This is a genomic window from Nocardia sp. CA-135398 (genome assembly GCF_050955845.1).
Lineage (GTDB): Bacteria > Actinomycetota > Actinomycetes > Mycobacteriales > Mycobacteriaceae > Nocardia.
This window is the reverse complement of sequence record NZ_CP192084.1, coordinates 7,678,845-7,704,135: the sequence shown is the minus strand read 5'-3', so window position 1 is coordinate 7,704,135 and position 25,291 is coordinate 7,678,845. Positions and strand designations below refer to the sequence as shown.

The window sequence follows — 25,291 nt, the reverse complement described above, 5'->3', positions numbered from 1 at the left end:
TCGTCGCCATCGAATCATCCAGACCCCAGGTCTGCCCGCGCCCGTTCAGCGATCTCATCGATGCTGGTGTCTTTCAGGAACTTCTCGATCGCCGTGATCCCCGCCGTCGCGACCCGACGCCACTCGTCGTCGTCTGTGAGTGCGCCCGGTTGACGATCGAGGTGGTTTCGGACCACCACCAAGGAGGAGTCGGGTGCAACCATCAAATCTGTTATCGCGCGGTCCCGGCGCTCTAGGGAGGGGCCCACCTCGCTGCCCACGATCCGCATCGCAACTTCCGCGCGCATATGAGCTTGCAGAGGTTCCTGAAGTTTGTTCATTTCCGCTGTGATAGTGGCCCGGTCGGGTGGATGGGCGCCCAACGCAACATTGATCCGCTGCAACTGGACGCTGAGGTTGATGGTAGAAGTCGCATACTCCACATACACCTCACGACGATCCTTGCGCACCGCCTGCGCTGCGGTGAAATGCTCCTGCCGGTTCATCTCCGTGCTGCTGACACTGGTGGATGCCCACGCTGATATCCCAGCTGAAATCACAGCCGCAGCGACTGCGGTGACCAGCGCGTATCGTCCGTTCCGTGTCGCGATCCGCAGATCGCGTTGAAGTGCTGCCAAGTCGAACGAGGACGCTGGCACCGAAGGTTCGGCCGGACCGGCGGACTCCTGAGGAGTCCTCGGCTTGGAGGTCTCGTCTTCCATGAGCTCAAATTACGTAGGAGCTGTCCTCAAAGGGCCAGGCGCGCGCGAGTGTGGTCAGTTCTCGATGGCCACCCTGCCGCCGCTGCGGAGTTGAGCGCATATTTGTATAGGGTTTCTGGCCGCCGGTAACTCCCACTTCGCGTCAGTTCTCGGCGGTCAGGTGGCGGTAGGGGGGTCGAGGAACATCGCTGAGAAATCCGGCGCTTAGCCAGTACCGCACATAGCCACGCACTATGTGCGGCAACTCGGACGCCGACCTGGGCGGATAGGCCGTGCGGAGGGTTTCGGCTCCCGAAACTATCTGCGGTACATGGCTTACCGCCGGATTTGGAGCTAGTGGACCTCACGGGCCGATTACTACTGGAACCCCCTGGAGCGGGATCCGGCTGGCCGGTACTTGCAATGAAACCAGGTGGGATCGTCCCTGCTGCGTCATCGAGGTCACTGAGACCGCATCGGACATCGTGCAGGACTGTCGGCAGGGCGATCCCGCCCGTCGCGGCATGGGTTTCGGCTGCGCGGCCGGTCGGGGATGGATTTGCCGGCGATGCGTTGACATGGGCAGATCGGGTGCTCACGCTTATTTGAGGCAGCGTGTTCCCTGCGTTGACTGAGCAGTTCATCGATGTGCCGTAGGACGCACCTGGACCAGGGTGCGGCAAACCACAACGGAGGTTTCGATGTCTGGCAGTAGCAAAGGCAGCAAGGCCAAGGCCGTGAAGGCCCAGCCGATGAGGCAACAGCAGCAACAGCAACCCGCCGTTCAGGCTGACACCGAGAAGACGCCGTGGTCTGCGGCACGCGATCGCGCATCGGTGACAACCAGAGCGCGCCCCAGTACGTACCAGATACTCAACGACACCGACTCGGTCGTCGCCGTGCTCGCGGTAAAGGGCGGTCAAGCCGCTATGCACCAGCTCTTCACCCTTGAGCCGAACCAAACTAGCAGCGTCTTCACAAATTCCGACATCGGCGACTACCTCATCGTCAAACGCTGCAATGGCACTTGGATCTCGTCCGACACGGGCTACGCGGCGGATTGGCAGGGGCCGCCGAATGACGGCAACCTGACCCGTGTTTCCGCTCTCTAGCGATGAGCTCAACGCAACAGGGCGGATACCGCCGGATGCCAGAGTTTCGTGCGGCGTGCCGGCCGTCGGCGCAGGGTGGTAGGGCGACCGGCTCCCTGGGATGGATCACCGACACAGCGATGGGAGATGCGAATGACTCAGCAGAGTAGCGAGATCACCGAAGTCGAGCGTGCAGCACAGGAAGAGGCCACCGGGATCCTCTCGAAGATCCTGGGCATGTTGGTCTCATCGCCGACGCCGGAGGGCGCCGAGGGAACCGCGGGGACCGGCGGCGAGTACGACGGCCCGTTCCCCCACAATGCCGCGGTGCGGGGCCACCCGGAGGTCCAGGCGGCCCTGCTGGACCTGCAGAAGAAGGGGGATTACTACATAGCCCAGCTCGTGTGGCGCTGCTGGGGCCACGCCAACGAATGGGACGGTGGCCTGCTGAACGCTCTGCGGTCGTTTGGCTACAAGGTCTGAGCGCAGAGATCCACACTCGTTCCGGACCGCGCGGCACGACCGCGAGGCTCTGACATCCGGAACTCACACCGCGCAGCCCCGGACTCCGAGTCCGGGGCTGCGCCGGATGTCGATTGCTCGGCGTCGCCATCGACGGGGACATCCCAAGCCGATCGACCCCGGCGTCGCGGCGCACGGCGAGGGGATTGTGGTGCTCGGTGGCGAGGCATGCCTCCTCGCCCCGCCCGCTGGCGTCCGGGTCGAGGTGTGGACATCGACGAGCCCTCCGAGCGCGGGATCGAGGGCATCGAGCGGATACGCCTGATCCGCGACGACATCACCACCCGCGTCCACACCCTGCTCACCGGGCTGCGGGAAATCGCCGTCAACGGGAAACCCCAGCGCCCCGCACTGACGTTCACCGGGAAAAATTACTGACACCGAGTGGGAAAAGCCCAGCTCACCCCCCCTGACATTTCAGCGGGAAATCGCACAGCGCAGACAGCGGAATCCGCAGATCAAATCCGGCGGTAAGCCATGTACCGCAGATAGTTTCGGGAGCCGAAACCCTCCGCACGGCCTATCCGCCCAGGTCGGCGTCCGAGTTGCCGCACATAGTGCGTGGCTATGTGCGGTACTGGCTAAGCGCCGGATTTCTCAGCGATGTTCCTCGACCCCCATCACGATGCTGCTGGCTGGCTCGAATACAACCGATCAGTCCTGACCCGACAGTCCCCAGGATGGGGATGAGAACAAACCACAGCGGGCCTGACCACGGTAGGTGGCTCCAGGAGGACATCGTCATGCAGGGTAATCGTTTTCCGGCCACAGAATCTCTGGATCGGCAGGTCAGGCCGAACCATCTGACCGCCGACGCCAGTAATCAGTGACTATGTGCGATACGGGCTAAGCGCCGGATCGGGCAGAGATGTTCCTCGACCCCTGTCATGGGCCGCAAACGCGGTGAGCCGTTGGTGCGGATCGTCGACGTCGAGGTCGTCGAGGTCCGGCGTGAGCGCTTGGACGCCATCACCGCCGAAGAGGTTCACGCCGAGGGGTGCTGGCGGAAACGATGACCCGCAGATTGCTCTGCGGGTCATCGTTTTTGGTTGAGCGGCGAACCTGATCTACTGCACCAGTCCGCGGCGACGCCAGTCCTCGGTGACCGCAGCCGCGATCTCTTCCTCGGACAAATCGGCGGAGACGGTTACCGTCTTCTGGATCTCACGCAGCCAGTCCTCGTTGAACTCGAACGTTGCACCCATATCAGAACACCTCCTTCCCAGGGTGCGAATCCTGTTGGGCAGCAACACTCGCGTGTGAGCTGCCCAACCGAATCTGCCTGTACTACTTCTCGTTGCGGACGCCCTTGTGTTCCTTCGGGCTGCCGTTGAGAATGCGGCCGGTCGAGGCGTCCCGTTTGAACCAGGTCTTGCCGACCTTGAATTCACTGCGGTTCTTCACCGCACCAACGCGATGTCCGCGTCCGGTGTTCTTGGCCATCTCGATCACCTCCGTCCTGACAGCGGCCGGATTCACGGCGGCGTTGTCTGCGCTGTCATGAAGTAGTCGAGACAGACACCGAGACAGTTAGTGAAGGGCAAATCTGTTATCGGCGATCAGGGCTGGCAGTCCTCACATAGCCCGTTGACCAGCAGATTCGGCTGGAATTTCATGTAGCAGCCTCCTGTGCACATCTGCTCTTTCAGCGCAGCGCGTTCGCAGCGGCAATATCGGCATTTCGGACAGTGGGGCTGGTGGCAGGTATCGCAGGGATAGCCGCGGACGGTCTGTGTACTTCCGCAGCAGTAGATCTCGGCGGCGGGGCGCTGGTCGATTTCACGTTCAGAATCAAGGTGAAGCGTCTCGCTTCCCCACACGTCGACGTCCGAGAACACGGCGATGGTTCGTCTGGCATCGCTGATGGCGTCGATGTAGAAGTCGGCCCGCTTTCCCCACGTGGTCTCCCAGAAGGTCTTGCGAGTCAGCGACATATCGCGGTGCATGTTGTTCAGTGGGTGGCCGGGGGGCACACGTTGTCCTGGCCATGGAAATACGGTCGGCCACGGTTGGTCGGGGTCGGGCCGGACACTGCCGTAGCACACAGCCTGAGAGGGGCGATCGATGATCACGACAGCGCCCAGGTGTGACAGCTTGGAGGCAACGGCGATCGCGCAAACGGGGCGACTGGCTTGGGTCGCCTCGTATAGCCTGGTCACATCGGATGCGCGGGTGGGCTGTGTGTCGAGAACCGAGTCGATGAGACTGCTCGGAAGGAGCAGGTGCTGAGCGACTCGGTCGCAGACGGTTTCCAGCAGTTCTTCGGTGTGGTCCTGGTCTGCGAGCCAATCGAGTACTTCGTCGTTCTGGTTGACCAGGTAGTGACCGAATTCGTGTGCGAGGGTGAAGTTCTCGCGACGGCTGTACGGGGTCGGGGCGTACAGGATGACACCGTCTTGTAGGTACGACATGCCATCACATGCACCGCCGTCCGCGCGCTGCTGGGCAAGCTGCGGCACAGCCTTGACCTTCAACAGCAACTCGGTACTGAGTACGCCGAGCGGATCCGCGGCGAATCGCGCTCGTGTACCTGGATCCAGCTGGGCCAGACTCAACTCAACGCACCTGTCGAGCGTCACCCGTTCTGTCCTTCTTCCATCGCGGTCACGAGCTCTTCCAACGAATCCAACATCTGCTCCGCGTTCGGACGTTCACCGCGGTGAACAGTGGTGAGCATCCGCGACTGCAGCGTGGATGTCGCCATGCTCAGCGTTTGGTCAGCTCCGACGCAAGAGAGTAACCACGCAGGTCAGCGGGCTAAAGATCTATATCCGCCCGATTTTCGGCCGATGCTACGGCGACCCCTTCATGTAAAACTCCGCCTTACGCATCTGGAGGCGGATCCGGTCTTTTCGACCACCACCTCGTGAGGTCGCGAAGAATGCGGCGTGCATCTCGCCGACGGGTCTCGTCGGGATGCATCACAGCGTAGCTGCCGGCGACGAGCAGCAGTAGTGATTTGGACTAAGCCTACGAAAAGCCGGACCTCACAACGATTTCCAAGGAAAACGGGGTGTGCGCGGCGGTGGCGTCAGGGAAGCATGTACCTGATCAGGGGGTTGTGCGGTGCCGAAGTCCAAAGGGCGCAAGCTGAAGAAGACCGTTTCGCCTCGCCGCGCAACGCCCCACCGGCTTCGGCGGCAGCGCTGAGCGAGTTCGCCGTCGGGCCGCACCGGTGAGACCGGCCCGCACCGCGGAGGAACTGAGCGGGTTCCAGCGGTAGGCATCGGTTCGGCTTGCGGAACGGGCGATCCGTTTGCCGAGAATGATTACCGAGCTGGCTACACCGCTGTGATCCGTGTCAGCGTGTGCCGAGCAGTAGGGTCTGGGTGCCGCGCCCGATCGGGCCTCTTTGGTCGAAGAGGCGGGACTCGGCCAGGCCGATGCCGCTGTGTTCCGGGTAGGTGACCGCGTCCAGGCATATCCATTCGTCGACCGGGTCGCGGTGCAGGGTCACTGTGAGGTCGGTGTTGATGAAAAAGTATCGGCCCCAAGCCAGGATAGAGCTAACGCCGTTGCCGAAGTCAGCGGCGGCGAGGGTGCGCTGCAGCGGGCTGAGCGAGGCGCCGGCCACGATCGGGTAGCGCAGGCGAATCCAGCACACGGCCGGGCCCGGGGTCTGGAAAGCGCCTGAGACAAAACGGTATTCGACCCCGGTGTGGAATCCGACCGGTTGAGTACTCGGGAAGTTGTGATCCGGGCTCGGTGTCACGGTGGCCGGGCCGGGCCGGGTTCCGGTCGGCAGCATCTCGGGTGGTACGTCGAGTTCCGGCTCGACTGGTTGAAGCCGCCACGCTGTGGACTTCAGGACCGGTCCTCGGTCCGAACTCAGTGTCGCCTCGATCAATTCGACACTGCGCCCGGGTTGGGTGACTCGCGCTTGGGCCGGGGTGACTCGCGCTTCGACTCGTAGCGGCGCGATCGGCACCGGCCCGAGAAACTCCACCGTGACCCGTGCGACCCGAGACCCCGGCCGTGGCTCGCACTGCTCGATCACATACCCCAATAGCGCCGACGGTGCCCCGCCGTGCTGAGCATCCGGCGACCACGGTCCACGGGTGAGTTCGGTGGGATGGAACAGATTCGGGTCCGAAGAGTCGGGCAGGTAGAAGGCATCCATGGCGTTACTCCTTGCGGCACCGGAAATACCGGCGGTGCACTTGTGCTCAGCGCGTCACTTGGCGGCGGTTGATGGTCTTCACGATTGCGTCGCGCACGGCGTCGGCGTGCCGGCGGAGTGTCGATGCCAGGGCCGCGGCGTCCCTTTCCTTCAAGGCGTGCGCGATTTCGATATGTTCGTTCTGGCGCTGAGTTTCGTGTGCGCCGGCATCTAGCACCAGGTAGTGGGAGATCAGCAGGTGAAGGTTCAGCGACCGATAGGCCTCGCAGAGGTAGGGGTTGTTTGCGCCGGCGATGATTCGGCGGTGAAACTCGACATCGTTGTCGATGAATTCGATCCGGCGGGCTAGTTCGTCCGGTGTCTGCTCCTCCGGCGATGGCGCGGAGGTCAGAGCGGGGACCAGTGCGAGCACGTCAGCGATCTGTTCGTCGGTGATCCGCTCCGCGATGAGGGGAGCCGCGGCATCTTCATACAGTGAGCGCATCTCGAACATCTGCATGACACCGGTTGCGGTCAGTCTGGTCACCGAAGTGCCACTGCGGCCGCGAATCTGGAACAGTCCTTCGCCAGCGAGCCTGTCGATGGCAGCTTTGACCGGTGCCCGGCCCAGGCCGGTCGCAGCCGATAGTTGACCGACCGATGTCCGCTCACCGGGGCGAAGCTCCTGGTGGAGCAGCATAGATCGGATGCGGCGGTACGCGGCATCCGTCAGATCTCCGCCAACACCTGCTAATTCAGTCACCTGTGCCCCTAATTCTCGGCTCGGCACTACCTCATGCAAACTCACGCGGCCGTGGCGTTATCGAGCGCTACGAGCATCCCGTGGGCGGCTCGGGTGACTGGAGTCGGGACGCCGTGGGCCTCGCCAAGTTCGATAACATAGCCGCTGAAGGCATCGAGTTCGATCTTTCGTCCGGCCGCGAGGTCCTCGGCCATGGACGAGGAGATGTCCATTCGGGCGGCGGTGTCATCGACGCGGGCCTTGTGATCGGGTGCCAGCGGCGCGCCGGCCGCCAGGGCCGCAGCCGCGGCTTCGTCGACGAGCATGTCGAACACAACGGCGGTCGCCTGGTGTGACAGCAGCTCACCCAGGCGCTTCTTCGTGATCGCCGTGAGGGGGTTCAGTCCGCAGTTGAACAGGAACTTCTGCCACTTCGACCGGCTGATATCGGGTTCGACGGCGGCTTTGATGTTGGCGCTGGAGAACAACTCCCGCACTTGCGAACTCGCGGCGAGATCGGTGCCGAGGTAAGGACCGACGGTCAACGACGGCGGTGCTGAACAGCGGATAGCCGCCCGTCGCGCCAGCGCCGACCACCGTCACAGACATTTCAACACTCATGTGATCTCCCCGAAATCATCGCCGTGCCCATTGGCATGTCAATCTAACATGTCAATACGCTAAAGCGGTCATCGCCGCGACATCACCGAGCCACGGCTCCGCCAACTCTCCGGAACCCGCGCGGACCGGCGACGGTCGTATCCGGGTTCTCACCAGCCCAAAAGCCCTTAGCGCTGTCCGTTCCGGTTCAGCCTTGCCGACAGCGACTGGCTGACCTGCGGCCCGAAAGGTAGTACGGACGGTTTTGGCTGCCCGAGCGTTCGGACCTACTTTGCGGATTTGGGGGCAACCGGGTACTGCATGTAGTTTCGTCCGGCTGATCTGCCCCTGGATCCTCGGCTTCCCGCCCCATCGAGAAAAACTCAGGCAATAGCGGTGAGGGCCAACGTAGCAGCCACGAAGGCGAGTACGACCACATCCATTGTCACCGCCGAGATGGCGTCGCGAACCCGGAGTCGGGCCACGATCGCTCCTACCATCAGGGCAGCCAGGCCGACGGTCGCAGCGATCCCCAACGGTCTGAAGTAAATACCGACGCCTGCGCCCAAGGCGCCGGCCACCTCTAGCGCGCCTGTCAGGCGCCACAGAACAGGAGAGATGCGCAGGTGATCACGGATCTCGAGCGATTGTCGTAGCCCGATGAGCTTCACCGCGCCAGTCACAACGAAAAGGAGACAGACGGCCAGGGTCAGGACTGTCGTCACGTTCATATGACTCCTGAAAGTTCGAGAGATCTCGCGACTCTATGAGGTTCTGAACGGATCTCACACACCAGGTGTCCCAGTCCCTCCTCCAACGGCACCAGCGCACCGGATCTGGCATCGACACAGGCGACGTCGAGCCCCCGACCGGCGGTGCGCCGTCGTGCACCACGCTCAGGCTCGGCGTGGGCACACAGTTCGCCTGCCGGAGCCCTGCGGCCCTATGTTCTCAGAACCCGCAACCTATGTCCGAACTCCGCAACCACTCCCGCAAACTACCCCCGGACACCGCACGCTATCCCCGGACAGTACAAGCGCGACTTTTCGCGTCATTGGACCCCATGTGCCGTCTCGTCGGGGTGTCTTGAAACCATGGATTCGAGACGGCGCGATGCGCATGGTGACCCCGAGGGTTTGAGCCGAGATTCAGGGAATTGCCTTGCCGCGCAACAAGATCGAAAACAAGATGTGTCGGTGGGTGCTGTCATACTTCGCGGCTATGACTCATCAAGTGCGTGCGCATTTGCGAAAAGGGCGTCCCGTGCGGGCGCACACTCGAAGGTCGCGAGGGAGTTCGGCCTCCCCGCTGGGAGTTCTCGCTCTCGGCGGCGTCGCCGTCTTCGGCGTCATCATCATGGCGGCAGGAGGCGGTCAGAGCTCCGATGGCCATCCCTCAGCGCCGACAGTAGCTCCCCGGCAGATCGTGTCGGCGACACCAGCGTCGCCGCCCTCCGGATACTTCCCGTTCCAGGCTGGCTGCTAAAAGCCGCCGATTCCGCCCACTTATCGGAGGTCAGAAAACCGTCGGTGATCGCTTGAGATTTCCGCCGATTGTCCTATCTCAGCGAAGTCGGCCAAGTCTCGGTCGATCTGGCCAACGGTCCGTAGATTTGGCCAACGTTTCTGAATCTGGCCAATCCCGGTATCGCGGCTACCTGTCGTCCTTATCATCACTCGAGTCGTACTCGTCGACATCGAGCTCAGCTCGCGTCGACAGCAGGAAGTCCAGCACCCTCAGCGATAGATGCCATCCCAGCGGTCGGGGCCGCTCCTGCCCCTGATCCCATGCAGTGTCATCGGGCACGGCATCGACGCCCTCTGGATCACCGAAAAGGCGCACGACCTGCATTACCGGGCTGACATCGTCGTCGGCACACAGCGAGACCAGTTCGGCACGAATCGGTTCCAACCGATCCATCAGATGGTGAAGTTGGTCGTCGACGCTCTCGTCGCTACGGCAGACGATCTGCCAGGCATGGAAACGCGGAAGGACACGTGCGGGTGATCGGCTGCCCATGACAAGCGCCTTGTCCGGCTGCATCCGCAGCCTCGCGGTCATGTCCGCAGCCGACAGCGAGGTACTCCTCACCGAGAAATAGCAGTACTGGCTGATCTTCACGCCGCAGATCCCACCACACACACCTCGGGACCAACGACTCAATTACCTGCTTCAGGCTGGTGAGACCGGTTCACGGCTCGGGAGCTCGGCGGTGAACGGTTCAAGCTCGCGCAGGCACCTGCACTGGCCAGAAACACTGAGACCCAGAGACTTTCGTCGTCTTCATGAAGGATAAGTCGCGCGACCTGCACGACCGGATTCAGACGGTGGTCGAGGATTTACACACGGATAGCCCGGAGCATCCGGCGATTGCCCTGCTGACGAAGGCGGCAGACGAGATCGAGGTGGCGGCGATGGCCAATTCGTCGCGCCGCCATGCGGACTACGAGCAGAAGTCAACAAGATGACCCGTCGAGACGACACGGCGGTCCATCGAAGTAGATGCCGCCGAGCTTGGCGAACCACGCTATGGAATGCGGTTTTTCGCGATGTCGCTCGATGAGACGGAAGGGAGCGTCGCCGTCGCCAGTGGCGAGATCTGGCGCGACCATATTGCGCTTTCGGCGCTCTAGAACTCAACTCGCAAGCGACGTACCCCCCGGAGGCCCTCTCTGGGGGTTACGCGTTCTCTAGGTTCGTAACGGAGGTCACGTTTGGGTCGATAGTCACTCGCTATCCTTGCGCGGTCGTCCAGCTGCGCGGGACCCAAACATGCTGCTACTTGCAGTGTTTGGGTGCACTGTTGTCAGTTCACGTCAAATGAACAGTCCGAACAGGTCGCCGATCGTCTTGTGCCCGATGTGCGCACACGCGGCGATATCGAGACGGTAGGGATGCTGCACCTGCAAGCGTCGTTGGTGTCCGCCACGATGGGCAAGGACCCAGAACCGCATCTTGCCGAAGCGGCCGAGCAAGCGAGCAGGCTTGACGATGCCCCAGCGGGAACGAGTCAGGCACGGAATCGAACTTTCGGCACGGCGAACGTCACCCTGTGGAAGATGTCCGCTGCCATGGAGCGGCGCGAACCGGGGCAAGTGCTCGACCTTGCGCCCACGTTGTCACCGGCCGATCTGCCTGCCGATGCGCGCCGTGCTCAGTACTTCGTGGAGATCGGGCGTGCGCACACCATGCAACGTGACCACCGGAGCGCGCTGAATGCCTGCTGCGCGCCGAACATGCCGCGCCCCAGCACGCACGAGCGATGCCGATCGTGCGCGAACTCGTCGGGCACATGATGCGTACCGCGCGGCGCGACCTTACCGCCGGGGATCTCGGGCGGCTCGCTCAGCGGGTCGGCGTCGTGCCCGCGTGAGAGCAGTACAGCGGCACGGTCGAGGACAATTCGCTGTGACCAGTGCATTTCAAGGCGCGGAACCTGACAAGTGACGCTCGCTGCGGCGCTCAATCACGCGGCGCTCAATATCGCCAATGCGGTGGGTGCGTGGTTGGGTGGACTCGTTATCGCGGCGGGGCTGGGCTATACCGCGCCCGCTACGGTCGGGGCGGGCTTGGCCGTGGTTGGTGTTCTGCTGTTCATGGTGACCGTCTGGGCTGGTCGTCGTTCGGTTAGGTGTTGGGTTCCAGCGTGACGACGGGGATCACTCGATCGGTCTTGGTCTCGTATTCGGCGAAGCCTGGCATGACCTGCACCATTGCCGCGTAGAGCCGATCGCGTTCCGGTCCTGCGGTGATCGGGGTGGCTGTTGCCTGGATGGTCTCGGTGCCGATTTCGAGGGTGACCTTCGGGTTCGCGAGCAGATTGTGATACCAGTCCGGGTTATCGGGTGCGCCTGCCTTGGACGCGATGATCACCAGTCGGTCGCCGTCGCGGATGTAGGCGGCCGGATTGGTGCGCGGTAGTCCGGTCTTCGCGCCGGTCGTGGTGAGCAGCAGCAGATCCTTGCCCTCGAACGGGCCGCCGACCTTGCCCGCATTCGCGCGGAACTCCGCGATGATGTTCTGGTTCCAATCGTTGGCCATCTGCACTCCTCGGATCGAGAGATCGGGTCGAGGTAATCGTCGCCGATCTACAGTCTGCTCAGATGACCTTTTTGAAGAATCCGCGCAGGTCGGCGAGTAACAGGTCGGGGGCTTCGTGGGCCGCCCAGTGCCCGCCCCGGTCGTATTCGTGCCATTGCACCAGGTTGCGATGGTCGCGTTCGGCGAATTTGCGCGGCGGTTTGAAGTCGAAACCGAAGGAGGCCAGCCCGATCGGCACGGTGGTGGGCTGCGTCGCCTCGGGTGCGCGATCGTGCTCGAAGTAGAACCGGGCCGCAGGTGCCGAGGTATTGGTAAACCAGTAGATCGCCACATTGGTGAGCAATTCGTCGGTGCTCATCGCGTTCACCAGTGCCTGACCGCTCCAGGCGAGTTGGCCGACCGGGGAATCCGACAGTGCGTGGCCGAGGGTCTGCGGCTGCGCTTGCTGGACGGCGTTGTGGATGGCGTGCGCGCGGAATTTCTGCCCGAAGTACACCATGATGAGCTCGTATTCGCTGAGTCCGTCGAACTCGCCCGGCTCGCGCCTCGGAAAGGAATAGAGCTGGGTCACGTGCACGCCGACGACTCGGTCCGGGGCGAATCGGCCCAGCTCGGGGGCGACGACGGCGCCGCAGTCGTTGCCGTGCACACCGTAGCGGTCGTAGCCGAGCCGGTTCATCAGCTCGTCGAATGCCGCCGCCATGCGCGCAGGATGCCAACCGGCGGTGTGGGTCGGTCCCGAGAAGGCGAAGCCGGGGTAGGACGGGATCACCACGTGGAAGGCGTCGCTCGGATCACCGCCGTGTGCGCGTGGATCGGTCAATTCGCCTACCAGGCCGAGGAATTCGGTGAACGAACTCGGCCAACCGTGCGCGAGTAGCAGTGGCATCGCGTCGGGCTCTGGCGAGGTGACGTGCACGAAATGGATGGTTTGCCCATCGATTTCGGTCGTGTATTGCGGAAATGCATTGAGCCGCTGCTCTTGTGCGCGCCAGTCGAAATTGTCACGCCAGTATTCCTGCAGCGGGCGGACGAATGACAGCGGAACGCCGTACTCCCAGCCGGGCCGCACCGGCACGCCCGGGTACACCCGGCCCGCGATCTCCCGAGCGGGCAGTTCCGCGACGTACCTGGTGTGTGTCAGGCGGTATGCCAGGTCGTCCAGGTCGGCCTGCGGGATCGCGATTCGGAAGGGCTTGATCTCGGACACGTCTGCTCCAGCGGTGTGTTGCCAATGTGCCGCCTCAGCCTGCGAGAGTCGCGCGGCCGGAACAACGCCGAATCCGACTGTCTTTCGATCACTTTCGCTTATCGGCGGCCGTATGCAGTAGCCGGTCGACCAGCGTATCGACGTAATCGTCGGTGAGCGGGCCGGTGCCGAAGAGGGTGCGGGTGTAGAGCGGGGCCAGGATGATGTCGACCACCTCCAGTACCTCGGGGGCCGCTTCGCCGCGGGCGGTGGCTCGATCCAGCATGGCCTGGACCTGATCCGCGCGTTCGGTGAGGAATCGATCGCGCGTCTGTTCGCCCGCCGCGCCGGTGTCGAGCAGCGCGAGAATCGTGCGCAGCAACGCCAATCCGTCTGGCCCGCTGACGTCACGGGCCGCTTTGGCGGCATACGCGCGTAGGTCGCCCTCGAGCGAACCGGTATTCGGTATCGCCGACTCGGTGCCGAGCCGATCGACGGTCACCTCCATGGCCAGCGCCTCGAGATTGCCCCAGCGCCGGTAGATGCTGGTATCGGCGACACCGGCGCGCGCCGCGACATCGGCGACAGCGAAGTTGCCGTAGCCGCGTTCGGCGACCAGTTCGGTGACCGCCTGGTGTACCGCCGCGCGGACGCGGGCGCTGCGACCTCCAGGACGGCGGGCGCGGGCTTGTTCATCCATGACGCGATCTTAACGCAGTGCCGACTTGCGTTTGTGGGCGTCGACCACTACCGTCGTTTAACGCCGCCTTTAACTGCGTTTAGGGGGGGCTGGGCCTAACCCTTGCCCAGCTGCTCGATACTTTCCAGGAGACCTGACATGAACACCGTCGACCGCATCGACCGAGCCATCGATATGACCGGCGGCATCGTCAAAGGGATTGCCGCGGAACAGATGACCGCGCCGACGCCGTGCCGGGAATGGGACCTGCGCGAACTGCTCAATCACCTGGTGGGCGGCATGAATATCTTTGCCGCGCAACTGCAGGGCCTGATCCCGGTCCGCGATCACCACGACGACTGGCTCGGCGCTGATCCGCAGGGCGCCTACGCCGAGGCGGCCGGGCTCGACCGCGCGGCCTGGCATCGCCCCGACGCACTCGAGCGGAAGGTGCGCCTCGGCTTCGGCGAGGTGCCCGGCCCGATGGCGGCGGTGATCCACTTGACCGAACTCGTCGTGCACGGTGCCGATCTGGCGGTCGCCACTGGACAGGTGCATTCGCTCGACGAGCAACTGTGCGCGGAGCTGCTGGCGATCATGTGTGAAATGGGCATCGAAAACTTCCGCGTACCAGGGATGTTCGGTCCGGAGGTCGCGGCGCCCGGCGATGCTCCCGCGCACCGTCGGCTGCTCGCCTACGTCGGCCGAGCCTGAGCCTCGTGGCCCGTTGCATCGTTGCGGCGGGCCTGTGCCATGCCGTCTGCCTTCGTCGCGTCACCGGCTGCCGCCGTCAGCTCGGTCGCGTCCGACCGCGCGGTCAGTTCTGCTCCAGTGGCCCCAACTCGCGAACAACGCTCGCCAGCGCGTGAATCTGCTGGGTCTCACCGCCGCTGCGCCAGACCAGCGCCCACCGGACCAGGTGTGAATCGCTGATCGGCACGTAGCGGATACCAGGGCGGTTGTAGTAACGGGCGACATGGCTCATGCCCATGGTGAAGGCGCCGCGGGTGCTGGCGACCGTGAGGATGTCTTCCACCGTCGAGACGGTGGAAACGCGTTCGATGCGGCGTCCGCGGGGTGTGTAGAAGGGGCTGATGGCGTCTTCCCAGTAGTCGGGCATCGGTTTGCTCGGCGCCAGCACGCCGCGATCGCCGAAAATTTCCAGGGATAAGTGCTTTTCGCCCGCGAGCTCGTGGTCGTCACCCATCATGGCCACCATGGGTTCGGTCGAGATGATCGGCCCGACGGTCAAATCGGGTTCCTCGACCGGTAACCACGCGATGACGATGTCGGCCTCGCCGCGTCGCAATGGGTCGAACTGTTCGACGAATTCGATATTGCGGATCTGTAGTTCCCACTGTGGGTGCCGGGTGCGGAAGAGTTCCCAAAACGGCCGGTAGTCATAGGAATTGAAGCCGATCATCGCGATGCGGAGCACCCGAGCCGCGCCCTGCGCGGTCGCGCGCGCGTTCTCGATCGCCTGGGTCAGATCGTGGTAGGCGGGGCGCAGGTCGTCGAGCAGCTGCTTGCCGAGCGCGGTGAGTTGGATATTGCGCGGGTTGCCGCGGTCGATGAGACGCCCGCCGATACGACGTTCCTGATTCTTGATCGACTGGCTGATCCGAGCCTGGGAAAGATACATCCGTTCCGCGGTCCGCCCGAAGTGCAACTCCTCGGCCAGTGCCAGAAAGATCTCGATATCTCTCAGTTCCATCGTGGTGCTCCTGATTGGTTACGCCAGCCAATCAGACCATTTTTCGACGGAACGCGCTCATCCTGCTCAGTCGCCCACGGCGGAGATCCGCGCGGCACCGGGACGCGCCGTGAAGCGGCGCCGCTCGAAGTCCCAAAAGCGGTAGATCGGCCACTGCACCGTGTGCGCGAGCCACGCGCCGACGATGAAGGCGCGATGGCGGGCCTGCGGTTGGAATCGGTCCACGCGGCAATGAACATACAGCTCTGTATGTAAGTGTAGAATCGCCGGAATGACCAGGTCCGAAGCGTCCAAGCAGCAGCGTCGCACGCAGGAGCAGCGCAGTAGTGAGATGCGCACCCGGCTGCTCGATGCCACCATTGATTGCCTGGTCGAATACGGATATGCGGGGACGACGACGCCGCGGGTCGCCGAGCGGGCCGGGGTCACCCGCGGTGCGCAGGTGCACCACTTCGGGTCCAAGACCGATCTGGTGGTCGCGGCGATCAGTCATCTGGCGCAGTTGCGCGCGGAGACCGCGATGCGGGAGATGTCCAGAGTGCAGGGCGGTGGCGATCCGGTCGGGGCAGCCTTGGACTTCCTCTGGGAGCTACATCAGGGGCCGCTGTTCATCGCGACCGCCGAGCTGTGGGTGGCGGGCCGGACCGATCCGGTGCTCGCCTCGGCCATGGAGAAGGTCGAGCCGTTCGTCAACAATGCCGTGCTGATGGCGGTCGCCCGGTTCGTCCCGGATGAGATGCGGCGCAAGGAAGCTCGTGATTTCGTCTACACGGCGATGGATGCGCTGCGCGGAATCCTGGTCTCCAACTTCATCGATCCGGATTCCGAACGGGCGCACCGGCGTTGGCGTCGGGCCTCGGTGAATCTGCGGGAGATCGCGACCGCCGCATTGGCGTCGCGGCCGGTGCTTCGGCCCGCCGAATAGCAATGGCCCCTGGGCTTTTCGACCTGGCGATGTGTGATGGCGCGGCAATCAGCGTGACGGTCGGCGAATGCTTCGCCGCGACGAACAGGCCGTCGCCTGCCTGATCGCATCGAGGAGATCGCCCTGAAGGGCGCTCAGGCGGGTCGGTGAGCAGCATCCGAGGCTGCTGGCTCCGGCATGGCATGTCCGGCGCGCTTGGCTGCTCGCTCAGGTCGACTGTCTGCGCTTCATGCCTCGGCGCGCGCAGTTGCCCCTTGGTGGATGGCGCAATATCCACCGCGCACGGCATGTTGCTGATTATTCGTCTGAACAGGAGGTTCTCTCGTTTCATGAGGAAGATGCTCGCTAACTCTTGCGACCTTACATACAGCTCTGTATGTTTGTTTCTGTTCGATCCGGGCGCGAGCGACCACTGCGGGCTGTCGACTTCGACGCGACGCGTGGTCACGCCGGGTCAGGTACTACGTGAGGAGTTCGATGGCGAACAAGGTCTACGTCGTTGGCGTCGGTATGACGAAGTTCGAGAAGCCGGGCCGCCGTAAGAACGAGGACGGCAGCGCTTGGGACTACCCGGATATGGCGCGGGAATCGGGTACCAAAGCACTCGCCGACGCCGGGACCGACTATCGCGAAGTCGAGCAGGCCTATGTCGGCTATGTCTACGGCGAATCCACCTCCGGACAGCGCGCGGTCTACGAACTGGGTATGACCGGCATTCCGGTGGTCAATGTCAATAACAACTGCTCGACCGGATCGACCGCGCTTTTCCTTGCGGCACAGGCGATTCGGGGCGGATTGGCCGATTGCACGCTCGCCTTGGGCTTCGAGAAGATGCAGCCGGGCTCACTCGGTTCCACCTGGGACGATCGTGAACAGCCGATGGCCAAGCACGTGATGGCGCTCGCGGAGATCTCCGAGGTGCTTTTCCCGGTGGCGCCGTGGATGTTCGGCGCGGCCGGGCGTGAGCATATGAAGCAATACGGCACCACGGCGGAGCATTTCGCGAAGATCGGCTTCAAGAATCACCAGCATTCGGTGAATAATCCGTATTCGCAGTTCCAGGACGCGTATTCGCTCGATGACATCCTGGGCTCGCGGATGATCTACGACCCGCTCACCAAGCTGCAGTGTTCGCCGACCTCGGACGGTTCGGGTGCGGTGGTACTGGCCAGCGAGGAATTCGTGAATTCGCACGACCTCGCCGCGCAAGCGGTGGAGATCGTCGGCCAGGCGATGACCACCGACTTCGCCTCCACCTTCGACAACACCGCCAAGAACCTCATCGGCTATGACATGAATGTCCAAGCCGCACAGCAGGTTTACCGGCAGGCGGGCCTCGGGCCGGAGGACTTCCAGGTCATCGAACTGCACGACTGCTTCTCCGCCAACGAACTGCTGCTCTACGAGGCCCTCGGGCTCTGCGGCGAGGGCGAGGCCGGAAAGCTGATCGACGACAACCAGACCACCTACGGCGGCAAGTGGGTGGTGAACCCCTCCGGCGGGTTGATCTCCAAGGGACACCCTTTGGGCGCGACGGGTTTGGCGCAGTGCTCCGAACTCACCTGGCAGCTGCGCGGCACCGCGGACAAGCGCCAGGTCGACAACGTCACCGCCGCGCTGCAGCACAATATCGGCCTTGGTGGCGCGGCGGTCGTCACGGCCTACCAGCGGGCGGACCGCTGAACGCTTCTCGGCGAAAGCCATAAGACAGCAACGACATTCACTCGACGAGGAGTAACTCATGGGCCATATCGAAGCCAGCAAGGACGTCAACGCCACTCCCGATGCGCTGTGGGCGGTCGTCTCCGACCCGCAGACCTGGGACAAGTGGTTCACCATCCACGAGCGCTTCATGGAGGAGCCGCCCGCCACCTTGGCCGAGGGGGCCAAGCTGGTCGCGAAGATTGTCATGCTCGGCATGGCGAACAAGCTGGAATGGACCGTCGTCGCGGTGCAGCAGCCGAACAAGCTCACCCTCGGCGGCACCGGAATGGCCGGGGTGAAGACCGAATTCACCTTCGATATCCGGCCGAAGGGCGATGGCGGCAGCACCATCCTGGTCTCGGGCGACTTCGAGGGTGCGCTGATCAAGGGCGCACTCGGCAAGGCGGTCGAGAAGGACGGTCTGAAGCAGTTGGACCGGTCGCTCGAACAGCTCGACGCGCTGGCCTCGGCCTGAGAAGGAGCCGGTGATGACAGCGGAGGCCGCTGCGGCCCGGCCGGTGGAGTTCGATGACGGCGGACTCGAAACCTGGTGCGACGATGAACATTTCGAGGTAACCCAGGAGCGGATCGCCGAATACGCCGCCGCGACCAATGATCCGATCGAGGCGCATCTGGCGGGCAAGGTGGCCTCGCCGATCTTCGGCATCGTCCCGGTGTTCGAGGCCATGATGATGCCGGTGATCGATGTCGCGCCGATGGATATCTTCGGCCGAGTCGTGCACGGCGAGCAGGATTTCCACTTCTACCGCGCGATCCTGCCCGGAGACAAGCTGGTCTCGCGGGCCAAGGCGATCGGCTACGCCAGTCGATCGAACGGCAGCACCATCACCATCCTCATCGAATGCCACACCGAGGCAGGGGAATTGGTGAACGAGCAGTATCTGACCGCCTTCTTCCGCAATATCGACGCTGGCAAGACGGTCGGTGTCGCCGCTCCGGCGCACAAGTTCGACGAGAACCTGCGGGCGCGGCAGCCGATCGCGGTGGTGCCGCAGCATGTCGATCTCGACCAGACCTACCGATACTCGCCCGCATCCGGTGATCCGGTGCCGCTGCATCTGGACGAGCAGGTCGCCAAGGACGCGGGTCTGCCCGGGATCATCGCGCACGGTCTGTGCACCATGGCCTTCGCATCGTGGGCGGTGCTCACCGAGGTCGCGGGCTCGGATGTCAACCGGCTGAAGCGATTCGCGGTGCGCTTCGCCAAGATGGTCTTCCCCGGTGACGACCTGCAGACCCGGATCTGGCGGGTCGGCTCGGCGAACGGCAGCACCACTTATGCCTTCGAGACCGTCCGCGGCGAAGACGTCGTCCTGAGCGACGGTCTCGCCGAAGTCGCCGACCAACTACCGAACTGAGGAGCCATCTAGATGGGTGCATTGGAAGGACGGGTCGCCGTCATCACCGGCGCGGGTCGCGGCATCGGGCGTGAGCACGCACTGCTGTTCGCGCGCGAAGGTGCGGCCGTCGTCGTGAACGATCTCGGCGGCAGCAATGCCGGTGAGGGTTCCGATATCGGTCCGGCCCAGGAGGTCGTGAACGAGATCATCGCGGCGGGCGGTAAGGCGGTCGCCAACACCGATGACATCGCGAGCTGGGACGGCGCGGGTAGCGTTGTCGCCCAGGCGGTTTCAGAGCTAGGCGGCCTCGATATCGTGGTCAACAATGCGGGCATTCTGCGCGACGCCTTCATCGCGGGCATGGATGAGGCGCAGTGGGATGCGGTGATCGCCGTACATCTCAAGGGCCACGCCGCGGTACTGCATCACGCGGCCGCGTACTGGAAGGCGCAGAGCAAGGCGGGCAACCAGCCGAATGCCGCGGTGATCAATACCGCGTCGGCCTCCGGAACGACCATCCCGAATGCGGGTCAGGCCAACTACGGCGCGGCCAAGGCGGCCATCGCCGCGCTGACCCTCGTCGCGGCCGACGAACTCGCGCGCTACGGCGTTCGGGTCAATGCCATCGCACCGATCGCGCGCACCCGGCTCACCCTGGCCACCCCCGGCATGGGCGAGATGATGGCCGCCGAAGCCGCGGCGATCGAGGACGGCGATTTCGACGCCTTCAGCCCGGCCAATATTTCTCCGCTGGTCGCCTATCTGGCCTCGGAAAAGTGCCCGATCACCGGCAAGGTTTTCGCGGTCCAGGGCGGTGCCATATCCGAGCTGGCAGGCTGGCATGACGTGAAGACGATCGAGACCAACGGGCCATGGCTCATCGACGATATCGCCGCTCGGCTGCCTTGATCTCGCGGGAACGTTAGGAGAACGATGATGTTCGAATGGTCCGAGACCGACGAGATGATCCGCGAGGCGGTGCGCAACTTCATCGATAAGGAAGTCCGCCCGCACCTCGACGCACTGGAGAGCGGTGAGCTCACCCCCTACCCGATCATTCGGAAGTTGTTCAGCGACTTCGGAATCGATGCGATGGGTGGGGAGGCGGTGCAGCGGCTGCTCGCCAAGGAACGCAAGAAGGCACAGGCGCTGGCCGCGGGCGAGCCGCTGCCGGAGAAGTCCGAAAAGCCCTCCGGCGGTAGTCCGTTCGCCGGTCAGGAATCGCTGATGGCGGTGCTGATCGGGGAGTTGTCCGGCGTCTGCATGGGGCTGGTCACCGCGATGGGCGTCAGCATCGGTCTCGGTGCCACCACCATCCTCGCGCGCGGCACACTCGCGCAGAAGGAGCGCTGGCTGCCCGATATCGTCACCATGAAAAAGGTTGCGTCATGGGCGATTACCGAGCCCGATTCGGGTTCGGACGCGTTCGGCGGTATGAAGACCTACGTCAAGCGCGACGGCGAGGACTACATCCTCAACGGGCAGAAGACCTTCATCACGAATGGTCCGTTCGCCGATGTGATGATCGTTTACGCGAAGCTCGACGAGGGCGACGGCGGGGACAGGCGCGAGCGCAAGGTGCTCACCTTCGTCCTCGACAAGGGGATGGCGGGCCTCACCCAGGGCAAGCCGTTCAAGAAGATGGGCCTGCACGCCTCACCGACCGGTGAATTGTTCTTCGACAATGTGCGCCTGGGCCGCGACCGGCTGCTCGGCGAGACCGAGGAGCACAAGGGCGGCGACGGCCGGGAAAGTGCCCGCTCCAGCTTCACCGCCGAACGCATCGGCGTCGCCTTCATGGCGCTCGGCATCATCAACGAATGTCACCGGCTCTGTCTGGACTATGCCAAGAGCCGCAAGCTGTGGGGTCAGGAGATCGGCCGCTTCCAGTTGGTACAGCTCAAACTGGCCAAGATGGAAATCGCCCGGATCAATGTGCAGAACATGGTCTTCAACACCCTCGAGCGCGGAAAGGCGGGCAAGCCGCCGACCCTCGCCGAGGCATCGGCCATGAAGCTCTACGCCTCCGAGGCCGCGACCGAGGTGGCCATGGAGGCGGTCCAACTCTTCGGCGGCAACGGTTACATGACCGAGTACCGAGTCGAGCAACTCGCCCGTGACGCCAAGTCCCTGATGATCTACGCGGGCAGCAATGAAATCCAGGTCACCCACATAGCCAAGGGCCTGCTCGCCCAGTAGCGCGAACTGTGCCCTTGGCACACCACATGGTTCAGACCGCGCGCAAATGGGTGCGGCTGGCGTAGATATGTTCGGCTATCAGGGTCGCGATGCGGTCCGGAGCTTCGAGCATGGGGACGTGCCCGACCCCGTTGACCAGGATGCGGTCGGCGGAGTCGGGCAGTTCCTGCAGGAAGCGGCGGGCGTACACGCGGTTGGGAATGATCCGGTCGTATTCGGCCATCAGCAGACGCACCGGGGTCGGGAGGTTCGACAGGTCTTCCAGGGCGGGAGCGCGCACGGTCCCCAGGATCAGCGGAATCATGGCATCGCAGTGCAGCGCGGCGCTGATCACGGCGGCGATATCGCGGCGCGAGACGGCCGCGGCGTTCTTGCTCAGCAGCAGTAGTGCGAAGCGTTGCGCGATCGGATTGTTGATCGCGAATCCGCCGAGCCGCTTACCCACCTCGACGATCGGCACCAGCGACAGGAATTTCGCGCCGACGCGGAACTGGATGAGCGAGGGCGACTGCCAACCGCCCGCCGGTGCGATCGCGGTCAGGGTACGGGCCCGGCCACGTCGGGCCAGTTCGAAGCCGACCCAGGCGCCGAGCGAATTGCCCGCGATGTGGCAGGTGCGCCAACCGAGTTCGTCGAGTTGATCCTCGATCCGATCGGCGAGGGCATGGACATCGGTTGACCAGCCGTCGATCGGCGCACCGCCCCAGTGCCCGGCGAAGGCGGGGGCGAACACCTCGCAATGGGCGGATAGCCGCAGCGCAACCTGTTCCCAACAGTGCGGCGAAAGCATGAACCCGTGCAGCAGCAGAACCGGATCACCGGATCCGATGTGCAGCGCTTTGATCGGGGCGGGGGAGTTGGTGGTGCCTGACTTCATCGTCAATCACCCCTTCCTGGACTTCGATGTCCCGGGGGAGTTCGTCTGACCAGCATTGTACGGTCGTCAGGTGCCTTATATCATCTCGTCGATCAATGTGAACGGGGTCCGTGCGGCGACGGGCAAGACGGGCAAGGGGATGCTCGAGTGGCTGGCGGTCACCGAAGCCGACATCATCTGCCTGCAGGAGACCCGGGCAACCGATGAGCAGACCCGCGCCGCGCTGGCGCCCGCACTGGACGCGGGCTGGTACCTGACGCATGCGGAGCCGGGAGCGAAGGGCCGGGCCGGGGTCGGCATTCTGTCCCGTCGCGAACCCCGTGCCGTCCGCATCGGACTCGGGGGCTGGCAGGACGGAACCTGGCATCCCAGCACCGAATTCGCGGGTACCGGACGCTATGTCGAGGCCGAATTCGATGAATTGACCGTGGCCAGCGTGTATGTGCACACCGGCGAGGCCGATACGCCGATGCAGGACGAGAAGTACCGCTTCCTAGACGAGATCGGCGCCCATATGCGGGCCCAGACCAGCGATTTCGTGATCTGCGGCGACTGGAATGTCGCGCATACCGAACTCGATATCAAGAACTGGAAGGGCAACCTGAAGAACTCGGGCTTCCTGCCGCAGGAGCGGGCCTGGATCGACGGCATGCTCGCCGCCGGATACGTGGACGTGGTGCGCAATCTGCATCCCGGTGTCGCGGGCCCGTACAGCTGGTGGTCCTACCGCGGCCGCGCCTACGACAACGATGCGGGCTGGCGCATCGACTACCACCTGGCCCGCGGCGAGGTGGCCGGACGGGCGAAACAGGCCGTGGTCGAACGCGCCGCCACCTACGCCGAGCGCTGGTCCGACCACGCCCCTGTGACGGTGCAATACCGATAGGGTTCGCGACATGGCAGTGCTGGAGATCGGGATCGCATGAATATTTCCTCGAAGCGGGTTCGCGCCTTCGCCGCGCTCGGTGTGGCCCTGCTGGCCTTGGTGATCGCACTGCTCGCATCGCGCGGCGGGGACAGCAAGGCGAGCGCCGCCTCCGTCACCTCCACCACTCGCAGCGCGAGCGTGGCGGTTCCGGCGCGCGGCCCGGATGTGACCACAACCGCTACGGCGCGAGCCCCCGGCGTTCCAGACCGCGCCTACGCGACCCTGGTCGAAATCGATGCGGGCCGCTGGCCGGATTCGGCGAACGCGCCAGGCACCAAGGGCGGCGACCGCTGGATGAACCGCGCGGGCACCCTGCCCGCCAAGGATTCGGCGGGCAAAGCCATCACCTACCAGGAATGGGATGTGAACCCGAAGGAGCGCAACCGTTCCCGCGACGCCGAACGCATCGTCACCGGCAGCGATGGTTCGGCCTGGTACACCGGTGACCACTACGAAACCTTCACGAGGATGCGCTGATGACAGTTCCGTTATCGCAGTTCCTTGCCCGCCCGGAGGCCACCGACGCGCCCGCTTCGATGCCGACCGCCGTCGTGGGTGCCCTCCCCGTGGACGCCCCGACACTCAGCGGTCTGCGCTACGACGCACCCGTCGACTACGCCGTGCGTGAACTGCGCGGACCCAAAATGCGTACCACCGCACGCGTTTTCGACGAATTCGCGGCCGCGTTCCAATTCCCGTACTACTTCGGCGCGAATAAGGACGCTTTCGACGAATGTCTACGCGATCTCGATGATTTCGTCGGCCCCGCCGCCGGATACGTTGCGGTGATCCGCGATTCGGCCGAGCTGCTGATCGATGAACTGGAAGAACGCGCCTGGTTCGTCGAAGCCATGCGCGAGGCCGCCGCATACTGGTCCCAAAAGGGTCTGGCCTTCCGAGTGGTACTCCAGGGCGAACCTGCCGATCCGGACATCGTCCGCCTGAAACCGTAGCGCCGAGGACAGTCGAGTGGTGGCTGTCGGTCTCTCGGGGAACAACCATTCGACTACCGTCGATGCGGTGCCAGGCGGCGGGCGAGGTCCTCGCCGAGCAGGACGAAGACGTCGGTGGTGTGGTTGATCAGTTCGTCGCGGGTGAGGGGGAGGCTGTTCTGTAGCCAGGCGGTGAGGGTTTGGACCAGGCCGCCGACCAGGTAGGTGGCGCGAAAGTCGATGGTGGGATCGGGATTCGGGTCGGTGATGCCGTAGAAGTCGATGCCTTCGGCGGCGACGATGCGGGCGAATACCCGCACCGTCTGGTTCGTGCGAGCGCGCAGTTCCGGCGTCGCCATGCCCGCGACCAGCGCGACGTGCGCCTTGCGCGGATCGTCGGTGAGCAGGTGAATGCCCGCGGAGATCGCGGCATGCGCCTTGGCCCGGGTATCGGCCGGTGCGGTCTGCAGGGCGCCGATGATCGCCCCGGCCAGTTCCTCCGCGATCCGATCGATGAGCGCGGCCAGCACCGCGTCGCGGCTGTCGAAGCTTTCGTAGTAGTAGCGCTCGTTCAGTCCGGCCTGTGCGCACAACCCGGAGACGGTGAGCTTGGCGATGCCCTGGGTGCCGATGATCTCCAGTGCGGCATCGAGCAGTGCCGTGCGTCGCTGGGCGCGGCGCTCGTCGGCGGAGACGCCGCCGTAGGTCCGTTTCGCCGGACCGCTCGTCGTCCGACCGGATTCGCTGCGTGACGCATGCTCGCCCGTGGCCTGACCGGGATCGCTTCGCGATGCAGGCCCGCCCGCCGCCCGACCACGCTCCTCGACGGAATCGTTCCGCGATGCAGTTCCCTCCGTCGCCCGCCGACCGCCCCCCACGGAATCGCTTCGCGATGCAGTCATGTGGCGATTCTGGCACGGCTGCGGTTCCGGTCGATCGGATCGTGGTCGGGAAGTATGGCCTCAATCTGGCATAGGATATTGCCAGATTGCGAAATCTGGTGGATTC

General features: G+C 64.1%; 33 protein-coding genes. 17 read left to right on the top strand and 16 right to left on the bottom strand.

The genetic code is table 11. The annotated features are described in order from the left end of the window. Positions 1-14 precede the first annotated feature (14 nt). Positions 15-701, bottom strand: coding sequence for a hypothetical protein (locus ACQP1T_RS34350; RefSeq protein ID WP_433757165.1), 687 nt, complete (start codon positions 699-701; stop codon positions 15-17). A gap of 680 nt (positions 702-1,381) precedes the next feature. Here ACQP1T_RS34350 and ACQP1T_RS34345 point away from each other — a divergent pair. From ACQP1T_RS34345 to ACQP1T_RS34330, 4 genes are all read left to right on the top strand, one after another. Further along, complete coding sequence (locus ACQP1T_RS34345; protein ID WP_433757164.1) at positions 1,382-1,792, top strand: hypothetical protein; 411 nt, start codon at positions 1,382-1,384, stop codon at positions 1,790-1,792. Between the two features lie 132 nt (positions 1,793-1,924). Continuing rightward, positions 1,925-2,254, top strand: coding sequence for a hypothetical protein (locus ACQP1T_RS34340; RefSeq protein ID WP_433757163.1), 330 nt, complete (start codon positions 1,925-1,927; stop codon positions 2,252-2,254). Positions 2,255-2,500: 246 nt separating this feature from the next. Next, positions 2,501-2,671 carry a hypothetical protein gene (locus ACQP1T_RS34335; protein WP_433757162.1) on the top strand — a complete coding sequence of 57 codons (171 nt, stop codon included), beginning with the start codon at positions 2,501-2,503 and terminating at the stop codon, positions 2,669-2,671. Positions 2,672-3,180: 509 nt separating this feature from the next. Then, positions 3,181-3,309: a hypothetical protein gene (locus ACQP1T_RS34330; protein ID WP_433757161.1), complete on the top strand. Its 129-nt coding sequence runs from the start codon at positions 3,181-3,183 to the stop codon at positions 3,307-3,309. Between the two features lie 51 nt (positions 3,310-3,360). Here the strand turns inward: ACQP1T_RS34330 and ACQP1T_RS34325 are convergent, their stop codons facing one another. From ACQP1T_RS34325 to ACQP1T_RS34290, 8 genes are all read right to left on the bottom strand, one after another. Next, the gene (locus ACQP1T_RS34325) at positions 3,361-3,498 is read right to left on the bottom strand and encodes a hypothetical protein (protein WP_433757160.1); all 138 of its coding nucleotides are present in this window, start codon (positions 3,496-3,498) and stop codon (positions 3,361-3,363) included. Between the two features lie 82 nt (positions 3,499-3,580). Further along, a complete protein-coding gene (locus ACQP1T_RS34320) occupies positions 3,581-3,736 on the bottom strand; it encodes a hypothetical protein (RefSeq protein WP_433757159.1) in 156 nt (51 codons plus the stop codon). A 116-nt stretch (positions 3,737-3,852) separates the two neighbouring features. Continuing rightward, positions 3,853-4,872: an ImmA/IrrE family metallo-endopeptidase gene (locus tag ACQP1T_RS34315; RefSeq protein WP_433757158.1), complete on the bottom strand. Its 1,020-nt coding sequence runs from the start codon at positions 4,870-4,872 to the stop codon at positions 3,853-3,855. Between the two features lie 722 nt (positions 4,873-5,594). Next, the gene (locus ACQP1T_RS34310) at positions 5,595-6,413 is read right to left on the bottom strand and encodes a thioesterase family protein (protein WP_433757157.1); all 819 of its coding nucleotides are present in this window, start codon (positions 6,411-6,413) and stop codon (positions 5,595-5,597) included. A 46-nt stretch (positions 6,414-6,459) separates the two neighbouring features. Then, complete coding sequence (locus ACQP1T_RS34305; protein WP_433757156.1) at positions 6,460-7,200, bottom strand: GntR family transcriptional regulator; 741 nt, start codon at positions 7,198-7,200, stop codon at positions 6,460-6,462. Beyond that, a complete protein-coding gene (locus ACQP1T_RS34300) occupies positions 7,197-7,679 on the bottom strand; it encodes a ketopantoate reductase family protein (protein ID WP_433757155.1) in 483 nt (160 codons plus the stop codon). The genes ACQP1T_RS34305 and ACQP1T_RS34300 overlap by 4 nt, the downstream gene beginning before the upstream one ends. Before the next feature lie 438 nt (positions 7,680-8,117). Next, on the bottom strand, positions 8,118-8,465 hold the full coding sequence (locus ACQP1T_RS34295; RefSeq protein WP_433757154.1) for a DoxX family protein: 348 nt from the start codon (positions 8,463-8,465) through the stop codon (positions 8,118-8,120). A 922-nt stretch (positions 8,466-9,387) separates the two neighbouring features. Continuing rightward, a complete protein-coding gene (locus ACQP1T_RS34290; protein WP_433757153.1) occupies positions 9,388-9,855 on the bottom strand; it encodes a DUF4279 domain-containing protein in 468 nt (155 codons plus the stop codon). Between the two features lie 164 nt (positions 9,856-10,019). Here ACQP1T_RS34290 and ACQP1T_RS34285 point away from each other — a divergent pair, with 164 nt between their 5' ends. The 3 genes from ACQP1T_RS34285 (at position 10,020) to ACQP1T_RS34275 (ending at position 11,384) form a co-directional block, all read left to right on the top strand. Then, on the top strand, positions 10,020-10,202 hold the full coding sequence (locus tag ACQP1T_RS34285; RefSeq protein ID WP_433757152.1) for a hypothetical protein: 183 nt from the start codon (positions 10,020-10,022) through the stop codon (positions 10,200-10,202). Positions 10,203-10,595: 393 nt separating this feature from the next. Next, the gene (locus ACQP1T_RS34280; protein WP_433757151.1) at positions 10,596-11,030 is read left to right on the top strand and encodes a hypothetical protein; all 435 of its coding nucleotides are present in this window, start codon (positions 10,596-10,598) and stop codon (positions 11,028-11,030) included. A 147-nt stretch (positions 11,031-11,177) separates the two neighbouring features. Next, positions 11,178-11,384 carry a hypothetical protein gene (locus ACQP1T_RS34275; RefSeq protein WP_433757150.1) on the top strand — a complete coding sequence of 69 codons (207 nt, stop codon included), beginning with the start codon at positions 11,178-11,180 and terminating at the stop codon, positions 11,382-11,384. Here the strand turns inward: ACQP1T_RS34275 and ACQP1T_RS34270 are convergent. The 3 genes from ACQP1T_RS34270 to ACQP1T_RS34260 form a co-directional block, all read right to left on the bottom strand. Then, positions 11,362-11,775 (bottom strand): nitroreductase family deazaflavin-dependent oxidoreductase, encoded by a 414-nt coding sequence (locus tag ACQP1T_RS34270; protein WP_433757149.1) that lies wholly within the window; start codon positions 11,773-11,775, stop codon positions 11,362-11,364. The genes ACQP1T_RS34275 and ACQP1T_RS34270 overlap by 23 nt on opposite strands. A gap of 58 nt (positions 11,776-11,833) precedes the next feature. Beyond that, the gene (locus ACQP1T_RS34265; protein WP_433757148.1) at positions 11,834-12,985 is read right to left on the bottom strand and encodes an epoxide hydrolase family protein; all 1,152 of its coding nucleotides are present in this window, start codon (positions 12,983-12,985) and stop codon (positions 11,834-11,836) included. Between the two features lie 88 nt (positions 12,986-13,073). Further along, positions 13,074-13,664, bottom strand: a complete 591-nt coding sequence (locus ACQP1T_RS34260) for a TetR/AcrR family transcriptional regulator (RefSeq protein WP_433757147.1) — start codon at positions 13,662-13,664, stop codon at positions 13,074-13,076. A 138-nt stretch (positions 13,665-13,802) separates the two neighbouring features. On the opposite strand from ACQP1T_RS34260, the gene ACQP1T_RS34255 reads away from it, so the two are divergent. After that, entirely contained in the window at positions 13,803-14,357 is a 555-nt protein-coding gene (locus ACQP1T_RS34255) for a TIGR03086 family metal-binding protein (protein WP_433757146.1), read from the top strand. A 103-nt stretch (positions 14,358-14,460) separates the two neighbouring features. On the opposite strand, the gene ACQP1T_RS34250 is transcribed toward ACQP1T_RS34255, so the two are convergent. Together ACQP1T_RS34250 and ACQP1T_RS34245 are read right to left on the bottom strand one after the other, a co-directional pair. Beyond that, complete coding sequence (locus ACQP1T_RS34250; RefSeq protein WP_433757145.1) at positions 14,461-15,357, bottom strand: LysR family transcriptional regulator; 897 nt, start codon at positions 15,355-15,357, stop codon at positions 14,461-14,463. A 66-nt stretch (positions 15,358-15,423) separates the two neighbouring features. Next, complete coding sequence (locus ACQP1T_RS34245; RefSeq protein WP_433757144.1) at positions 15,424-15,582, bottom strand: hypothetical protein; 159 nt, start codon at positions 15,580-15,582, stop codon at positions 15,424-15,426. A 46-nt stretch (positions 15,583-15,628) separates the two neighbouring features. On the opposite strand from ACQP1T_RS34245, the gene ACQP1T_RS34240 reads away from it, so the two are divergent. The 6 genes from ACQP1T_RS34240 to ACQP1T_RS34215 all read left to right on the top strand — a co-directional run bounded on the left by ACQP1T_RS34240 (position 15,629) and on the right by ACQP1T_RS34215 (position 21,546). Next, on the top strand, positions 15,629-16,282 hold the full coding sequence (locus ACQP1T_RS34240) for a TetR/AcrR family transcriptional regulator (protein WP_433757142.1): 654 nt from the start codon (positions 15,629-15,631) through the stop codon (positions 16,280-16,282). A 477-nt stretch (positions 16,283-16,759) separates the two neighbouring features. After that, positions 16,760-17,965: a lipid-transfer protein gene (locus tag ACQP1T_RS34235; protein WP_433757141.1), complete on the top strand. Its 1,206-nt coding sequence runs from the start codon at positions 16,760-16,762 to the stop codon at positions 17,963-17,965. A 58-nt stretch (positions 17,966-18,023) separates the two neighbouring features. Next, positions 18,024-18,461: a type II toxin-antitoxin system Rv0910 family toxin gene (locus tag ACQP1T_RS34230; RefSeq protein ID WP_433757140.1), complete on the top strand. Its 438-nt coding sequence runs from the start codon at positions 18,024-18,026 to the stop codon at positions 18,459-18,461. Positions 18,462-18,474: 13 nt separating this feature from the next. Then, complete coding sequence (locus tag ACQP1T_RS34225; RefSeq protein WP_433757139.1) at positions 18,475-19,365, top strand: MaoC/PaaZ C-terminal domain-containing protein; 891 nt, start codon at positions 18,475-18,477, stop codon at positions 19,363-19,365. A 12-nt stretch (positions 19,366-19,377) separates the two neighbouring features. Then, positions 19,378-20,256: an SDR family oxidoreductase gene (locus tag ACQP1T_RS34220; protein WP_433757138.1), complete on the top strand. Its 879-nt coding sequence runs from the start codon at positions 19,378-19,380 to the stop codon at positions 20,254-20,256. A gap of 27 nt (positions 20,257-20,283) precedes the next feature. After that, positions 20,284-21,546: an acyl-CoA dehydrogenase family protein gene (locus ACQP1T_RS34215; protein ID WP_433762478.1), complete on the top strand. Its 1,263-nt coding sequence runs from the start codon at positions 20,284-20,286 to the stop codon at positions 21,544-21,546. Between the two features lie 31 nt (positions 21,547-21,577). Here ACQP1T_RS34215 and ACQP1T_RS34210 read toward each other — a convergent pair whose 3' ends face one another. Then, positions 21,578-22,423 carry an alpha/beta fold hydrolase gene (locus tag ACQP1T_RS34210; protein ID WP_433762476.1) on the bottom strand — a complete coding sequence of 282 codons (846 nt, stop codon included), beginning with the start codon at positions 22,421-22,423 and terminating at the stop codon, positions 21,578-21,580. 70 nt (positions 22,424-22,493) lie between these two features. On the opposite strand from ACQP1T_RS34210, the gene ACQP1T_RS34205 reads away from it, so the two are divergent. The 3 genes from ACQP1T_RS34205 to ACQP1T_RS34195 are packed head-to-tail and all read left to right on the top strand — an operon-like array spanning position 22,494 to position 24,304. Beyond that, positions 22,494-23,309, top strand: coding sequence for an exodeoxyribonuclease III (locus tag ACQP1T_RS34205; protein WP_433757137.1), 816 nt, complete (start codon positions 22,494-22,496; stop codon positions 23,307-23,309). A 36-nt stretch (positions 23,310-23,345) separates the two neighbouring features. Next, positions 23,346-23,828: a ribonuclease domain-containing protein gene (locus tag ACQP1T_RS34200; RefSeq protein ID WP_433757136.1), complete on the top strand. Its 483-nt coding sequence runs from the start codon at positions 23,346-23,348 to the stop codon at positions 23,826-23,828. Then, the gene (locus ACQP1T_RS34195; protein ID WP_433757135.1) at positions 23,828-24,304 is read left to right on the top strand and encodes a barstar family protein; all 477 of its coding nucleotides are present in this window, start codon (positions 23,828-23,830) and stop codon (positions 24,302-24,304) included. Before ACQP1T_RS34200 ends, ACQP1T_RS34195 begins: the two co-directional genes overlap by 1 nt. A 53-nt stretch (positions 24,305-24,357) precedes the next feature. Here the strand turns inward: ACQP1T_RS34195 and ACQP1T_RS34190 are convergent, their stop codons facing one another. Beyond that, positions 24,358-25,185 (bottom strand): TetR/AcrR family transcriptional regulator, encoded by an 828-nt coding sequence (locus tag ACQP1T_RS34190; protein ID WP_433757134.1) that lies wholly within the window; start codon positions 25,183-25,185, stop codon positions 24,358-24,360. Positions 25,186-25,291: the final 106 nt, after the last annotated feature.

Coding starts and splice junctions, on each gene's coding strand:
- ACQP1T_RS34270 (WP_433757149.1), bottom strand. CDS start 11,775: ATGGCCAACGATTGGAACCAGAACATCATCGCGGAGTTCCGCGCGAAT.
- ACQP1T_RS34230 (WP_433757140.1), top strand. CDS start 18,024: ATGGGCCATATCGAAGCCAGCAAGGACGTCAACGCCACTCCCGATGCG.
- ACQP1T_RS34340 (WP_433757163.1), top strand. CDS start 1,925: ATGACTCAGCAGAGTAGCGAGATCACCGAAGTCGAGCGTGCAGCACAG.
- ACQP1T_RS34220 (WP_433757138.1), top strand. CDS start 19,378: ATGGGTGCATTGGAAGGACGGGTCGCCGTCATCACCGGCGCGGGTCGC.
- ACQP1T_RS34310 (WP_433757157.1), bottom strand. CDS start 6,413: ATGGATGCCTTCTACCTGCCCGACTCTTCGGACCCGAATCTGTTCCAT.
- ACQP1T_RS34250 (WP_433757145.1), bottom strand. CDS start 15,357: ATGGAACTGAGAGATATCGAGATCTTTCTGGCACTGGCCGAGGAGTTG.
- ACQP1T_RS34235 (WP_433757141.1), top strand. CDS start 16,760: ATGGCGAACAAGGTCTACGTCGTTGGCGTCGGTATGACGAAGTTCGAG.
- ACQP1T_RS34295 (WP_433757154.1), bottom strand. CDS start 8,465: ATGAACGTGACGACAGTCCTGACCCTGGCCGTCTGTCTCCTTTTCGTT.
- ACQP1T_RS34330 (WP_433757161.1), top strand. CDS start 3,181: ATGGGCCGCAAACGCGGTGAGCCGTTGGTGCGGATCGTCGACGTCGAG.
- ACQP1T_RS34285 (WP_433757152.1), top strand. CDS start 10,020: ATGAAGGATAAGTCGCGCGACCTGCACGACCGGATTCAGACGGTGGTC.
- ACQP1T_RS34225 (WP_433757139.1), top strand. CDS start 18,475: ATGACAGCGGAGGCCGCTGCGGCCCGGCCGGTGGAGTTCGATGACGGC.
- ACQP1T_RS34190 (WP_433757134.1), bottom strand. CDS start 25,185: ATGACTGCATCGCGAAGCGATTCCGTGGGGGGCGGTCGGCGGGCGACG.
- ACQP1T_RS34350 (WP_433757165.1), bottom strand. CDS start 701: ATGGAAGACGAGACCTCCAAGCCGAGGACTCCTCAGGAGTCCGCCGGT.
- ACQP1T_RS34195 (WP_433757135.1), top strand. CDS start 23,828: ATGACAGTTCCGTTATCGCAGTTCCTTGCCCGCCCGGAGGCCACCGAC.
- ACQP1T_RS34210 (WP_433762476.1), bottom strand. CDS start 22,423: ATGAAGTCAGGCACCACCAACTCCCCCGCCCCGATCAAAGCGCTGCAC.
- ACQP1T_RS34215 (WP_433762478.1), top strand. CDS start 20,284: ATGTTCGAATGGTCCGAGACCGACGAGATGATCCGCGAGGCGGTGCGC.
- ACQP1T_RS34240 (WP_433757142.1), top strand. CDS start 15,629: ATGACCAGGTCCGAAGCGTCCAAGCAGCAGCGTCGCACGCAGGAGCAG.
- ACQP1T_RS34255 (WP_433757146.1), top strand. CDS start 13,803: ATGAACACCGTCGACCGCATCGACCGAGCCATCGATATGACCGGCGGC.
- ACQP1T_RS34320 (WP_433757159.1), bottom strand. CDS start 3,736: ATGGCCAAGAACACCGGACGCGGACATCGCGTTGGTGCGGTGAAGAAC.
- ACQP1T_RS34325 (WP_433757160.1), bottom strand. CDS start 3,498: ATGGGTGCAACGTTCGAGTTCAACGAGGACTGGCTGCGTGAGATCCAG.
- ACQP1T_RS34260 (WP_433757147.1), bottom strand. CDS start 13,664: ATGGATGAACAAGCCCGCGCCCGCCGTCCTGGAGGTCGCAGCGCCCGC.
- ACQP1T_RS34200 (WP_433757136.1), top strand. CDS start 23,346: ATGAATATTTCCTCGAAGCGGGTTCGCGCCTTCGCCGCGCTCGGTGTG.
- ACQP1T_RS34345 (WP_433757164.1), top strand. CDS start 1,382: ATGTCTGGCAGTAGCAAAGGCAGCAAGGCCAAGGCCGTGAAGGCCCAG.